Source organism: Anaerotignum sp. (assembly GCF_030625865.1).
GTDB lineage: Bacteria > Bacillota > Clostridia > Lachnospirales > Anaerotignaceae > Chakrabartyella.
The window spans coordinates 1-13,925 of the sequence record NZ_DAOUQB010000055.1; the positions used below are offsets into that span (position 1 = coordinate 1).

14 protein-coding genes are annotated in these 13,925 nt (G+C 37.3%); 10 read left to right on the plus strand and 4 right to left on the minus strand.

The annotated features are described in order from the left end of the window. Positions 1 to 134 precede the first annotated feature (134 nt). The 4 genes from P9Q65_RS12160 to P9Q65_RS12175 all read left to right on the plus strand — a co-directional run bounded on the left by P9Q65_RS12160 (position 135) and on the right by P9Q65_RS12175 (position 5,998). Complete coding sequence (locus P9Q65_RS12160; protein WP_304509693.1) at positions 135 to 728, plus strand: DUF5662 family protein; 594 nt, start codon at positions 135 to 137, stop codon at positions 726 to 728. After that, positions 725 to 1,783 carry a tRNA 2-thiouridine(34) synthase MnmA gene (gene mnmA / locus P9Q65_RS12165; RefSeq protein ID WP_304509694.1) on the plus strand — a complete coding sequence of 353 codons (1,059 nt, stop codon included), beginning with the start codon at positions 725 to 727 and terminating at the stop codon, positions 1,781 to 1,783. Before P9Q65_RS12160 ends, mnmA begins: the two co-directional genes overlap by 4 nt. 160 nt (positions 1,784 to 1,943) lie before the next feature. Then, positions 1,944 to 3,629: a Na/Pi cotransporter family protein gene (locus P9Q65_RS12170; RefSeq protein WP_304509695.1), complete on the plus strand. Its 1,686-nt coding sequence runs from the start codon at positions 1,944 to 1,946 to the stop codon at positions 3,627 to 3,629. A gap of 626 nt (positions 3,630 to 4,255) precedes the next feature. After that, positions 4,256 to 5,998 carry an ammonium transporter gene (locus P9Q65_RS12175; RefSeq protein WP_304509696.1) on the plus strand — a complete coding sequence of 581 codons (1,743 nt, stop codon included), beginning with the start codon at positions 4,256 to 4,258 and terminating at the stop codon, positions 5,996 to 5,998. A 186-nt stretch (positions 5,999 to 6,184) separates the two neighbouring features. Here the strand turns inward: P9Q65_RS12175 and P9Q65_RS12180 are convergent, their stop codons facing one another. From P9Q65_RS12180 to P9Q65_RS12190, 3 genes are all read right to left on the minus strand, one after another. After that, a complete protein-coding gene (locus tag P9Q65_RS12180) occupies positions 6,185 to 6,964 on the minus strand; it encodes a hypothetical protein (RefSeq protein WP_304509697.1) in 780 nt (259 codons plus the stop codon). Continuing rightward, a complete protein-coding gene (locus P9Q65_RS12185) occupies positions 6,942 to 7,526 on the minus strand; it encodes an RNA polymerase sigma factor (protein WP_304509698.1) in 585 nt (194 codons plus the stop codon). Before P9Q65_RS12185 ends, P9Q65_RS12180 begins: the two co-directional genes overlap by 23 nt. A 303-nt stretch (positions 7,527 to 7,829) precedes the next feature. Further along, on the minus strand, positions 7,830 to 8,051 hold the full coding sequence (locus P9Q65_RS12190; protein ID WP_304509699.1) for a sporulation initiation factor Spo0A C-terminal domain-containing protein: 222 nt from the start codon (positions 8,049 to 8,051) through the stop codon (positions 7,830 to 7,832). Between the two features lie 155 nt (positions 8,052 to 8,206). Here P9Q65_RS12190 and P9Q65_RS12195 point away from each other — a divergent pair, with 155 nt between their 5' ends. Both P9Q65_RS12195 and P9Q65_RS12200 read left to right on the plus strand, forming a co-directional pair. Next, the gene (locus P9Q65_RS12195; RefSeq protein WP_304509700.1) at positions 8,207 to 8,515 is read left to right on the plus strand and encodes a helix-turn-helix domain-containing protein; all 309 of its coding nucleotides are present in this window, start codon (positions 8,207 to 8,209) and stop codon (positions 8,513 to 8,515) included. Positions 8,516 to 8,887: 372 nt separating this feature from the next. Next, positions 8,888 to 9,196, plus strand: a complete 309-nt coding sequence (locus P9Q65_RS12200; protein WP_304509702.1) for a helix-turn-helix domain-containing protein — start codon at positions 8,888 to 8,890, stop codon at positions 9,194 to 9,196. 196 nt (positions 9,197 to 9,392) lie between these two features. Here P9Q65_RS12200 and P9Q65_RS12205 read toward each other — a convergent pair whose 3' ends face one another. Further along, the gene (locus P9Q65_RS12205; RefSeq protein ID WP_304509704.1) at positions 9,393 to 10,520 is read right to left on the minus strand and encodes a copper amine oxidase N-terminal domain-containing protein; all 1,128 of its coding nucleotides are present in this window, start codon (positions 10,518 to 10,520) and stop codon (positions 9,393 to 9,395) included. A gap of 205 nt (positions 10,521 to 10,725) precedes the next feature. On the opposite strand from P9Q65_RS12205, the gene P9Q65_RS12210 reads away from it, so the two are divergent. The 4 genes from P9Q65_RS12210 to rlmD form a co-directional block, all read left to right on the plus strand. Further along, on the plus strand, positions 10,726 to 11,670 hold the full coding sequence (locus P9Q65_RS12210) for a 3'-5' exoribonuclease YhaM family protein (RefSeq protein WP_304509706.1): 945 nt from the start codon (positions 10,726 to 10,728) through the stop codon (positions 11,668 to 11,670). A gap of 12 nt (positions 11,671 to 11,682) precedes the next feature. Next, positions 11,683 to 11,979, plus strand: coding sequence for a hypothetical protein (locus P9Q65_RS12215; protein ID WP_304509708.1), 297 nt, complete (start codon positions 11,683 to 11,685; stop codon positions 11,977 to 11,979). 94 nt (positions 11,980 to 12,073) lie between these two features. Further along, entirely contained in the window at positions 12,074 to 12,601 is a 528-nt protein-coding gene (locus tag P9Q65_RS12220) for a CRISPR-associated protein Cas4 (protein ID WP_304509709.1), read from the plus strand. Next, positions 12,576 to 13,925, plus strand: a 1,350-nt coding sequence (gene rlmD / locus P9Q65_RS12225) for a 23S rRNA (uracil(1939)-C(5))-methyltransferase RlmD (protein WP_304509710.1), incomplete at its 3' end; no start/stop codon positions are given. The genes P9Q65_RS12220 and rlmD, both read left to right, overlap by 26 nt.

Genomic DNA, 13,925 nt, shown 5'->3' on the forward strand with positions numbered 1-13,925 from the left:
TCCAAATTGCCCAAAGGGAGATTTGGAAATGTATACAAAGGCACCGCTTTTTGTGAAATATTAAAAAAGATTAATGATAAGCAAAGTACTATTTTATTTTTTTAGGATATAATTGGTATGCGGAGGAATTGAAAATGAAAGCAATGGAACACTTGAAAACGATTACACATCATAGGCATTTAGTTCGACAGCATTGTTTTCAGGTAGGGCTTTATTGGCAAGGATTGACTCATGATCTTTCAAAATTTTCCCCAACGGAATTTTTGGTTGGAGCCAAATATTTTCAGGGGGATCGCAGCCCGAACAATGCGGAACGTGAGGATAAAGGTTATTCCAGTTCTTGGTTACATCATAAAGGAAGAAACAAGCACCATTTTGAATATTGGATTGATTATAGCAGAAACAAGGAACGTTTATTGACGGGAATGAAGATGCCAGTTCGTTTTGTAGTTGAGATGTTTATGGATCGCATTGCTGCTTGTAAAACATACCAAAAAGGCGATTATACGGATGCCAGCCCTTGGGAGTATCATAAAAAAAGCAGACTGGTTCATCAAGTTATGCATGAGGATTCTTTAAAACTGTTGGAGCATTTTTTATGTATGCTTGCAGATTGTGGCGAAGAAGCCACTTTTGCTTATGTAAAAAAATTTTTGAAATTAGAAAGAAAACGTGCATTTAGACAGTTTGTTAGGAACAGCTTTAAAAGGGGGAAACCGGAAAAATGAGTCAGGAAAAAGTAGTCGTAGGGCTTTCCGGCGGCGTAGACAGCACAGTATGTGCTTATTTACTTAAACAACGAGGCTTTGATGTCATAGGGGTTACAATGGATTTATGGCCCGGGGAAAATGGTGACAAGGCAATTCAAGATGCAAAAAAGGTTTCGGAAAAGTTAGAAATTCCTCATTATATTTTAGATTTTCGCGAGGAATTTAAAGATAAGGTTGTCAATAATTTTATTGAAAGCTATTTTATGGGGCTTACGCCAAATCCATGTGTGGTATGCAACCGTTATGTGAAAGGTGAAGCGCTGTTAAGAAAGGCATATGAGCTTGGAGCTGCGAGCATTGCCACCGGTCACTATGCAAAAGTGGAAAAGCATCCCATTACAGGGCGATATGCAATTCGTAATTCTAAGACGGCACAAAAGGATCAGACCTATGCTTTGTATCGATTAACACAGGAGCAGTTAAAAGCAATGGTTCTTCCCATTGGGGATTATACGAAAGATGAAGTGCGAAAGATAGCAGAAGAAGTTAGTGGTTCTATTGCGCAAAAAGGTGATAGTCAGGATATTTGTTTTATTCCCGATGGGGATTATTCCGCTTTTATTATTAATCAAAGAGGTGAAAGTGGGAAAACCGGGAATTTCGTTGATTTTGAAGGAAACGTGCTAGGAAAACATAAAGGCGTTATTCATTATACCGTTGGACAGAGAAAAGGACTTGGACTTGCTTTTGGAAAGCCAAAGTATGTTTATAGCGTGGATCCAAAATTAAACACAGTTGTGCTGTGCGATAATGAGGCTTTGTTTCAAAAAAAATTATATGCGGGACAACTTTCATACATGGCGTTTGAAAAATTTGAGGATGGCATGCGGTTACAGGCAAAAATCCGTTATGGTAATAAAATGGCATGGTGTACTGTGAAAATGATAGATGATGATAGGCTGGAATGTGTTTTTGATGATCCGCAAAGGGCAGTTACCCCTGGACAATCCCTTGTTTTGTATGATGGGGAATATGTGGCCGGTGGAGGAATTATTCTTCCTTGGCAGGATTGAACATATCAGCAAAAGTCGTCCTGGATTTTACTTGAAATTCATATATGTGCACAAAATGTTAAAAGAAGACAAATGTTGATTGCGGTAACTTGTGGGGTATGTTATGATTACTATGGCATTTTCAAATATTAAAATTTTATGTATTTAATTGGAGGAAGAAATGAATTACGCAAATATAATCATACCGTTTATTGGTGGACTGGCCATGTTTATCTTTGGCATGAACTATATGGCTCAAGGTTTACAAAATGCAGCCGGTACAAAAATGAAGTCAATACTGGAGGCATTGACGCAAAACAAAGTAATGGGTGTTGCTCTGGGCGCATTGGTTACAGCAATTGTTCAAAGTTCATCTGCAACAACTGTTATGGTTGTTGGTTTTGTAAATGCAGGGTTGATGAATTTAACACAGGCGATGAGTGTTATTATGGGTGCCAATATTGGTACTACAGTAACAGGCTGGCTTGTTTCAAGCTCTGAGTGGGCAAAGATGTTTAGCCCTACGACTATGGCTCCCTTGGCGGTAATGATAGGTGTTATACTTCAAATTTCCGGCAAAAAGATGAAGCATAGAGAAATTGCTTCTATTATTATAGGTTTTGGTATTTTGTTTATTGGTATGCACACTATGTCTGATAGTGTGTCTCCCTTGCGTGATTCTCAGGTATTTAAGGATGCCTTTACTACTTTGGGTAGAAATCCCATGTTAGGTATTTTGGCGGGTGCAGGTGTTACGGCAATTATTCAAAGCTCCTCTGCGGCGCAAGGTATTTTGCTCTCCCTTGCGGCAACAGGCTTAGTACCCTTTAATGCAGCAGTTTTTATTATCATGGGTCAAAACATCGGTACTTGCGTCACGGCGTTAATCAGTGGGATTGGTGCCGGCAAAAACGCAAAATGTGTTGGTTATATGCACTTGATGTTTAACATTATTGGTACAGTTATATTTAGTGTTGTGGCTGTTATATTCTTCACTTCCATTAATCCAGCGGCTGGTGAAGGGATTATTTCCCAGACGGAAATCAGTGCAATCCACACTGTGTTCAATATCGGTACAACTTTATTACTGTTCCCATTTTCAAACTTGATTATTCGTGTAGCAATGAAACTCAATGGTGTTGTGCAAACTACCAACGGGGACGAGGGTCAGCTTCTTCATTTGGACAAGCGTATGTTGCAGACGCCAAGCCTTGCTGTTGAAGGGGCAAAGCAGGAAACCATTCGTTTGGGACATATTGCAAGAGAAAATCTGGGGTGTGCATTGGAGGCACTTCACGATAGTTCTCCTGAAAAGATAGAAGAAGTTAGACAAAGAGAGTGTGTGGTTGACAGAGTTTGCGATGGTATTTCAGAATATTTAATTAAACTTTGTACGTTACAAATAAGCGATAGAGAAAATCAAATTGTAACTTCTTTATTAAATACGATTAGTGATATGGAACGTGTTGGCGATCATGCTGAAAATATAGCAGAGTTGGCCGAGGAAATGTCAAAAGAAGACTTATCCTTCTCTCATAATGCCATGGAAGAATTGGATGAAATGATTCGTGCGGCTCTTTCCAGTTATGATAACGCTTTGAAGGCTTTGGAAAACGATGATATTGCATCAGCGGCAAAAACTGCAGTGTATGAAGATCAGGTTGATGATTTAGAAAAGAAATTACGTGCAGGACATATTGAAAGACTTTCCAATGCAGAATGTAATGTTAATTCTGGAATTCATTTTCTGGAAGTTCTTGCAAATTTGGAACGTATTTCCGATCACGCAATGAATATCTCTCAAGTTGTTTTAAATGAACATAGATATAATAGAAATTTGAATGTAGAAGACAATGCAATGGCTTAAAACAGCAATTGAATTTATTACGAATATCTTCCAGGGTGTCGACAAAGTCGATACCCTTTGTTATAGGCTAATTTTCCAAATAAAGGGGAATGCCTACGCTAAGAAAGCAAGAAGGGGAAATAAATAAACTTATTCAATCCCAAGAGTGGTTTGGAGATAAAAGAAAATAGAGATAAAATAGGATTTTTATAAATGGAAAATTTGAATTATTAGGATGGATTATTTTTCATTTTAGACAAGACTGAAAACAAAAATTGAAATTATAAGAGATTGTGCAATAGATGTACGGTGTATACAATTTTTTAGATTTTTTTGATAAATGGAATACAAAAGTCCCTGCGTAGAAGTATGTTATGCAAAAAAATACTTATAATTATAGAATTTGCGAAGATAAATTAATAAAATGTGCCAAAATTGAAATGAAGAAATAAACTATAAAATAGATAAAAATTAGTTCATTATGCACAAAAAAGATTATTATATTTTATGTAATACAACCAAAATAATTTTAAATTTATATTGACAACGTTTTTTTTAGATGTTAAACTGCGTAAGGTAAAGCAAAGGTGCTGGGAAAGAATCTCCCAGTGCCTTTTTCAGTTAAAACATTTAAGGAGGTAGTGTGTATGGATGCTTTAGAATTATTTGAACAGGCGTCATCCGATTTATTTGGTATTTGGTTTTTAATGGGCGCAGTATTGGTGTTTTTCATGCAAGCAGGTTTTGCCATGGTGGAGGTAGGTTTCACCAGAGCCAAAAATGCAGGGAACATCATCATGAAGAATCTTATGGATTTTTGTATCGGTACAGTGGTATTTTTGCTCCTTGGGTTCAATCTCATGATGGCTGAGGATATGTTATTTGGATTCGTTGGCATCCCAAATCTTAATCTTTTTACTGATTTTGCGAACTTTCCATGGTCCTCCTTTATTTTCAACTTGGTTTTTTGTGCTACTGCGGCAACGATTGTTTCAGGTGCTATGGCAGAAAGAACCAAGTTTAGTTCTTATCTGATATATAGTGCTGTGATTAGTTGTCTTGTATACCCTATCGAGGCAGGGTGGGTTTGGAACGGAAATGGTTGGCTGGTACAATTGGGCTTTATTGATTTCGCCGGTTCTGCCGCAATCCACATGGTAGGTGGTATTGCAGCACTGATCGGGGCTAAAATGCTGGGGCCTCGTATCGGGAAATATACCGAGGGGAAAAACGGTGAAACAGTTGTACGTGCAATCCCCGGGCATTCTTTAACTTTAGGTGCGTTAGGAGTATTTATATTGTGGTTTGGTTGGTATGGCTTTAATGGTGCTGCTGCTGGAGGAGTAAGCCAGTTGGCTCAGATTTTCAGCACAACTACTATTGCAGCTGGTTTTGCCACTGTGACCACCATGATCGTTACTTGGTTTAAAAACGGAAAACCTGATGTTTCTATGACGTTAAACGGTTCCTTAGCAGGGTTGGTAGCAATTACGGCACCGTGTGCAAATGTTGATGCTTTAGGCGCAATTATCATCGGAACCGTGGCTGGTTTTTTGGTTGTTTTTGTTGTTGAATTTTTGGATATGAAATTACATATTGATGATCCTGTTGGTGCCGTTGCGGTTCATGGGGCAAATGGAATTTGGGGCACTTTAGCAGTTGGATTGTTTAATATTTATGATGGAGATGTGGTAACAAAGGGCTTATTTTATGGCGGCGGTATCCATCAGCTTATGGTTCAGATGGTTGGTGTTTTAGCCATTGGTGCTTGGACAGCTGTTACAATGAAAATTGTATTTTTAGCAATTAGAAAAATTAATGGTTTAAGAGTTTCTGCGGTGGAAGAAATTGAAGGCCTTGACGCAAGTGAACATGGTTTGGCAAGCAGCTATGCAGACTTTATGCCGGTTACAAATTCTTATGGTGGATTGATTGGCAGTGCGCCCTCTGATGAGTTGGTGGAAGAAAAGATTTTGGTGCCTGTTGATGAAGCGATTCCTGTTAAGTACAATGCCGAAAATATGTCCCCTGAAACAAAGATCACAAAGGTTACTATTATTACCCGTCAGAGCAAGTTTGAAGATTTGAAGAGAGCAATGAATGCCATCGAGGTAACGGGTATGACAGTCATTCATGTGGTTGGATGCGGTTTACAGAAGGGGAGCAATCAGTATTATCGTGGTGTACCTGTTGAAATCAACCTCTTGCCTAAGATTCAGGTTGAAATTGTTGTAACAAAAGTTCCTGTTGAAAAGGTTGTAGAGACTGCGAAAAAGGCACTTTATACAGGGAACATTGGCGATGGAAAAATCTTTATCTATAACGTAGAGAATGTTATCAAAATCAGAACCGGCGAAACCGGCTATGATGCATTGCAGGGTGAAGAGTAAAAACTCAAGGGCTGAAAGCCTTTGAAAATAAAGGTATTATTATTTGAATAATTTAAAAAGAGAAATACCGTCAGAATTTTCTGATGGTATTTTTTTATCACAAAGAAGGTTTAAAGCTTTATTTTTATACACTCAAAAAAGTTATCCCTAAAAGATATTCTTCCAGGGATAACTTGCCTAAATTTATTATTTATTAATAACTTCTTCGCTGATTTTTACCATTTCGTCCTTTGTAAGTTTATCATCATAGCTGAACATGGAATAACGAATATCATTTTCTTCCCATTCAACTACTTGACAATGCTGAATGAAGTCTAAGTCTTCACCAAAGGAAAATTCATAAGTGCCGTTCGCCTGGTCAATTTTATCCTGCTCTGTCATAATATAATCGGCCGGCTTAAATTTCTGCGTCCAATCATGATAAAAAATGGTTTGACCGTTTGACAGAGTGATTTCTTCGCCTTCCATATCGGGAATAGACGCATTTTTAGGTTTCTGCATCGTTTCAACATAAAGCTCACTATCATCTTTTGCATAGGTGAAATCAGCGGTTTTTAGTTCTGTTACTTTGTTTTTATCCTCATCATTTCCGTCTAATGTGCCTGCAAACACCTCTTTGAATTTATAGCCGTTTGAAAATTCATCTACATATTTTGGTGTAAATCCTGCTGTTTTTTCCATTTGTTTGACGGTGGGAAAGGTATCCAATTTTTTGTCTATACTTCCGGAAATGGAAGCGATTTTTGAAGCTGCAAAACATGTAGCTGTTGTTAAAACTAAAAATGCGCATGCAACCATAATTCCTCTAGAATGTTTCACTGATTTTATTTTCATATGATTATCCTCTTTTCGATCTATAATTTGTTTTTGAATGTTTGCCAGCATATTTTCAGAAGGGGAAATGTCATTGACCTTCTGTGCTAAAGCTTCTTTTACGCTCTCATCAAATTTTGAAAATGACCGCATTGTTTAAACCCTCCTTTAGATATGTTTCTTTTTGCTCCAAGCCTTTTTTTAAGTTCTTTCTTGCCGTATGCAATCTAGATTTCACAGTGCCTTCAAAGCAACCCATTACTGCTGCAATTTCTGAAATGGAGAATTCATTATAGTAATACAATAGGATTGTTGTTTTTTGTTTTTCATCCAAAGTATTAATAAGTTTCATAATATCTGCGGAAAACTCTTTTTTTAGAAAGTCCATTTCTACCTCTTCACTGTCTTTTGAGTCTGCCATTTCATAAATGTTTTCAACAGGAACAGCTGTTTTTTCCTTCTTTGCCATCTTCCAGGCTATCCTTGTTAAGCACTTAAAAAACCAGGTTTTAAATTGGCATGGGTCTTTCAATGTATGAATTTTAAGAAAACATTGAACAAAAGCCTCTTGTGCGATATCATCTGCTAAGGTTTTGCTGCCTGTCAGCAGATATGCTGTTCTCACTGCTTTTACTTTATAAAGCTCAAAAATTGATTCAAAAGCTTTTTCGTCTCCGTGTTGCAGTTCCAGCACAAGGTTTGCAAGATTATCCAAGATGATTAGCTCCTTTCTGTGTACACATATATAAGAGACTTTATTTATCAAATTGGTTCATTTTAATTTCTGAAATATTTTATTTATTATACCATAAGACCTTGGGCTCCGCCCAAACCAGGTTGCTTGCAAAACAAAGTCAAAACATTGAGGGCTTTGCCCTCAAACACCCACAAGGATTTCACCCTTGACCCGTTTGGACCCGCATAAAATGCGGGTATAATAAAAGTTTTTGATCTAGCTTTTTTCAAAAAGCTAGTGGGTTTGGGCAACGCCCAAGATCTGTCCACACCCTTAAATAAGTTATTTTCTTATTTGGCATTTATATTTGGAGGAAATTGATTCAATAAATTCCTCTACTGTAGGAATATCACCCTGATATGTAATGTTCTCGAGTAGCTCTTTTTCTGTTTGGGATTTCCTAACATTTTTATATGCGCTATCAATAGCAGCTTGCATTTCTCTTTTTACATCTGAAACCGAAATTCCGTTTTCCTTTGCTATTTTTTGATATATTCTTTTCATACACATATTTTTTCACCTCATAGTTTGAATATAGTTTGATTATAGATATTTTTAATTTTATATAATTTAATTCCCTAAGTCAATAGATATAGGGAATATAAATCCATGAATTGGAAATTCTATAGAGTACAATTACATCATAGGTGGTGATAATCATGTATGAAGAGTATTTTAGTAAACGAATTTCTCAACTACGAACGGCAAAAGGGGCTTCTGCAAGGGATATGAGTTTGTCTTTAGGACAAAGTGAAAGTTATATCAACAAGATAGAAAATGGGAAGGCATTTCCCTCAATGCAAGTATTCTTCTACATTTGTGAGTATTTTGGTATTACACCAAAAGATTTTTTTGATGAAGAAACAAGTAATCCCATATTAATGAATGCTCTTTTTAAGGATTTAAACGCTTTGGATGAGATTCAAATTAAAAATATTCATGCAATCGTAAAAGGCCTAAAAAAATGAAGCAGGTGATTAAATATCACATGCTTCATTTTAGCGTGTAGATAAAGTCAAAACTCTTTGAAAAAAGCTCAGTTCCTTCAAGCTTTTTTCAAGTTAGCAGAGGACAAATAGATGCGTTCCTGCGATCCAAAGGTCTTGAAACGCCCTATTTTCCTCGAATGGGCAAAGCTCATCCTGCGGATTCTATTTGGGGAACTCTTCGTTTCCCAAGCCCTTCCGTTTTTTAAATAGGTCTTTGACAGTCCGCACCCGCATAAAATGCGGGTATTATAAAAGTTTTTGGTCTTGCTTTTTACAAAAAGCAAGTGGGTTTGGGCGACGCCCAAGGTTTGTTTGAAATGTACAATATTGTATATAAGGCGGTGAATATAAATGAATGAGAAATTTATATCTGAACGAATAGCAAAATTGCGTATGGCGAAAAAGGTTTCCGCTCGTGATATGAGCTTGTCTATTGGACAAAATGAAAATTATATTAACCACATCGAGAATGGTAAATCCATGCCCTCAATGCAAGTATTCTTCTATATTTGTGAGTATTTTGGTATTACGCCAAGGGATTTTTTTGATGAAGAAATAACTAATCCTATATTAATGAACGATCTTGTTAAGGACTTAAATACTCTGGACGAGATTCAAATTAAAAACATTCATGAAATCGTAAAAGGTCTAAAAAAATGAAGCAGGTGATTGAATATCACCTGCTTCATTTTAACGTATTTTAAATAGGTTTTTCGACAGTCTGAACCCGCATAAAATGCGGGTATTATAAAAGTTTTTGGTCTTGCTTTTTACAAAAAGCAAGCGGGTTTTGGCGGCGCCCAAGGTTTAGCAAGCGGGTTTGGGCGGCGCCCAAGGTTTTGTAGGTCTAGCTTTTTCAGTGCTTCAAAGTTACGGTTTTTGTCTCAGAATCCCAGGATACCTGATTGTCTGAAATATCCATAATTTTCATCCAGTCTCTTAGGGAAACGAATAAGCGTCCGTCTTTAATTTCTGCTGAGGTGGCTAGAGAGATAGATTCCTTTTCTTTCGTCATTGTTTTTTGGTTTGCCACAAGGGTAAACGTGTTCTCACCATAGGAAATGGTTGCAGTCTTTGAAGGTGAATCCCATTTGATTTCTACATTGGGGTCGGAGAGAACCAATAAAGCACGTAATGGCAGCATGGTGTAACTATTGCTTATATAAGGTACTGCGTCAGAGGTATAAGCAACTTCGCCGTTCTTTTTCAATTCTTTGTTGCCGATGGTAATTGTGTAAGAATTTTCTGTGACTTCTTCCGTTGGCTCTTCTTCGGGCTCTTCTTCGGGCTTTTCCTCATCTTCTTCCGTGTCTTTTGTTTCAAGCTTTGATAAGACGATCATTTCTTCATCTTTGTCATGGGTTTCTTCATAATCAAAAGTAATGCTGTCAGGGTCAACACCATTTTTGGTGATAACATAAACGGCGTCGTCATTTAAATCATCAGGGAATGTGAGTTTCGCTTTATCCTCTACGGTAACTGCTGTTTTGTTGGCTTTCAAATTATAAATATAAACCACAAATCTGGGGGTATCTGTATTGATTTCTACTTCGTCTTCAATAGACAGAACACCGCTATTTACATAAATGGCACTTGCACCCGAACTTTCGATGTTTATTTGTAATTTTCCATCTCCTGCGATGGCTAAGTCTCCATCGCTATAAACGCCATTGCAGTGATAGGAGTTTGTGGTAATTTCGTTGTCGTCTCCTTCTAACCATAGCATACTGTCTTTGGGTAGGAGAATAGCGGCACTTTTTTCCCGAACGCCTACATCCACCGTTCCCTGAAAATTATTCAGTGTAAGGATTTTGTCACCGGCATTCCAATCCCAGTTGGTTCCCTGTTGATCCGTTTTAACCTCTCTAAAATCCATAGCCGTGAGATCAATTTCTGTTACTCCATCGTCTGCAAGAGCCATAACAGGGAAAAGACCCATTACAACGGAACATGTTAAAACAATGGAAAATAATTTTTTCTTCATTAATAAAACCTCCTTTATGTCTATTTTAACATTCTAAATAAAAAATGGAAACCTTATGAGACTTCTTTTTTTTGACGAAGTAACAATGGAAAAGTTCCCCTCTTAAGTAAAAATTGAGCCCATTTTCTGTGGCATCAACATTTTATATGGTGTATAATAAAAGTTAAATGAGAATTTGTGATAGGAATAGAACTGGAGGTTACAAATGAAATATATCAATGAGTTAAGAGAAGGGGAGAGTGTTGTTGAGCACTACCTGTGCAAAAATAGGCAAAGCCTGAAATCGAGAAATGGGAAAACCTATTTATCCTTGAAATTGCAGGATAAGACTGGGATTGTTGATGCAAAGGTTTGGGATATGAATAAGGATATTCAAAGTTTTGCGGAAAATGATTTTATTAAAATTGACGGTACTGTTACTGTTTTTAATAACGATTTACAGGTGAATGTGAAGCGTATTCGTCGTAGTATGGAAGGGGAGTATGATCCGATTGATTATATTCCGGCTACAGATAAAAATATAGATGATATGTTTGCACAGCTGTTAGATTATATTAAAACCATTGAAAGCCCCTATATTAAGGCGCTATTAGAGGAAATTTTTTTGCGCCATCCGTTAATCAGCAAGGAATTTAAGTATCATTCGGCGGCAAAAAGTATGCATCATAGCTTTCTTGGCGGTTTAGTTGAACATACTTTGTCTGTTACACAGATTTGTGATTTTATGTCAGGAAGATATCAGTTTGTGGATCGAGATATTTTGATTGCTTCCGCTATGCTGCATGATGCGGGAAAAGTTATGGAGTTATCCGATTTTCCGGAAAATGATTATACAGATGACGGACAGCTTTTGGGACATATTTTCTTGGGTGCCGAGCTGATAAAAGATACAGCGGCTAAAATCAGCGGTTTCCCAAAACAGTTGGAATCTTTATTGAAGCATTGTATTCTTTCTCATCATGGGGAATTAGAGTATGGATCTCCTAAGGTACCTGAAACCATGGAGGCATTTATTTTGCACTGTGCCGATAATATGGATGCAAAAACAAAGATGATTGAGGAAATGCTTGTTGCGGATAATACCCAGGGTAATTGGGCAGGCTTCAATCGAATGCTTCAAAGAAATATTCGTCGTTCAGATTATAAATAAGAGGGAAATAGTATGGAGAGAAAGAAAATATCTGCCCACGAAATTAATAAATACACATATTGTCCCTACCAATGGTATTATGAAAAGCTATATGGAAGAAAGGAATTGCGACGGCTGTATCATGAGCGGAATGAAGCACTTTCTTTAGAGGATAGTATGGCCGGAAATTTTACAAAAGGCTTGGAATTTCATAAGAGAGATTACGATAAACTTCGGTTGCGGAGTATGCTGTGGAAACTGGGAATCCTGTTTTTCATCCTTGGCATTGTGATTTTCTATTTTTGGATACGAAGTGGTGCAATTGTTTAGGCTTTTTACTGTTTTTTCGTGGGTTGATTTATTTTTTTTGTTACTCGTAATTGTTTTAGGCATACTATTTATTTTTCGTAGGCAAAGTTGGTCCATGAAAAAAGTCCCCTCATCGAATCGCATGAGGGGATATTCCTTAATTTATGCCGATCAAAAGCAGAATGGCAAAAATGAAGAGGATTTTGGGAAACTTTTATATTCCGCTGAATATGAGTTACAAGGAAAGCCGGATTATATTTTTAAAAGAAGATTTGGGAAAGGGATTGTTCCTGTTGAGTTGAAAAGCGGTAGTATTGGAGATGAGCCTTTGCCACATCAGGGGGATTTGCTCCAACTGGCTGCATATTTTTTGATTATTGAGGATGTTTATAAGGTGCGTCCTAAATTTGGGAAATTGAGTTATCGGGATTATATGTTTGTTGTAAAGAATACGAGAGGCTTGCGTAAAGAAGTATTAAAAACTACTAAAGAAATGCGAGAAATGCTCACTTATGGGGTTGGGAAAGCCAACCCAAGTTTTGCAACTTGTAGGTTTTGCATATGCAAGGGTACGGTTTGTACGTATTCGGAAACGGAAATAATTGGAGGAAAAGCAAATGAGTCTTCCTGTGGAGAAGAATAAAACTTATGAAATAACCATAGATGCATTGGGTAGCAATGGTGAAGGAATTGGTAGGATTGATGGATTTACCATATTTGTAGAGGGAGCATTGCCTGAGGAATTTGTTAGAATATTAATTGTTAAGTTAAAAAAGAGTTATGGGTATGGGAAATTAATAGAAATCATATCGGAATCTCCATACCGTGTAGAACCTCACTGTCCCGTGGCCAAGACTTGTGGTGGTTGCCAGTTGCAGCATTTATCCTATGAGGGGCAACTTCTATACAAGGCAAAAAAAGTGAAGGACGATTTGGAGCGTATTGGTGGCTTAAAGGATATTGGAGAAGTCACTGTATTTGGCATGGAAAATCCATGGCGTTATCGTAATAAAGCCCAGTTCCCCGTTGGGAAGGGGATAGATGATTTGGCTGAAATTGGGTTCTATGCAAAACGTAGCCATAGAATTGTGGATACTCCAGTGTGTTTGTTACAGAATGATGTGAATGATCAAATCATTGCTTGTGTTCGAGAATTTATGAATGAGTATAAGATTTCAGCTTATGATGAACAAAAGCATAAGGGATTAGTTCGTCATATTTTAACCAGAGTTGGGCGAAATAGTGGCGAAATAATGGTATGTATTGTGATTAATGGGAAAACACTTCCGCAAAGCGAGGCGTTGGTTGAAAAGTTTAAGAAAATAAATGGAGTTGTGTCCATTGTATTAAATGTGAATAGAGAACTGACAAATGTGATTCTAGGAACAAAAGTGATAACCCTCTGGGGCAAAAGTGTCATAGAGGATACTTTGAGTGGTATTTTTTTTGAAATTTCCCCATTGTCCTTCTATCAAGTAAATCCAACCCAAACAGAGGTTTTATATAATAAGGCCGTTGAAATGGCAGATCTGAAGGGTGAGGAAACGGTTTTAGATTTATATTGTGGGATTGGTACAATTTCATTATTCTTTGCAAAAAAGGCGAAAAAAGTTTTTGGCGTAGAGATTGTACCTGAGGCAATTTTTGATGCTAGGAAAAATGCAGAACGTAATGGAATCACAAATGTATCTTTTGAGATTGGTGCAGCAGAAGAAGTAATTCCTCGATTATTTCAGGAGCAGGGAATTATAGCGGATGTTATTGTTGTGGATCCCCCAAGAAAGGGGTGTGATCAGACCCTTTTGGATACCATTGCATCCATTGCCCCGGAAAAATTGGTCTATGTTTCTTGTAACCCAGCAACCCTTGCAAGAGATGTGGCAATATTAACGGAAAAGGGGTTTGAGGTAAAAGATGTTCAGGTCGTGGATCAGTTTCCCATGACTGTGCACGTTGAAGCGATAATA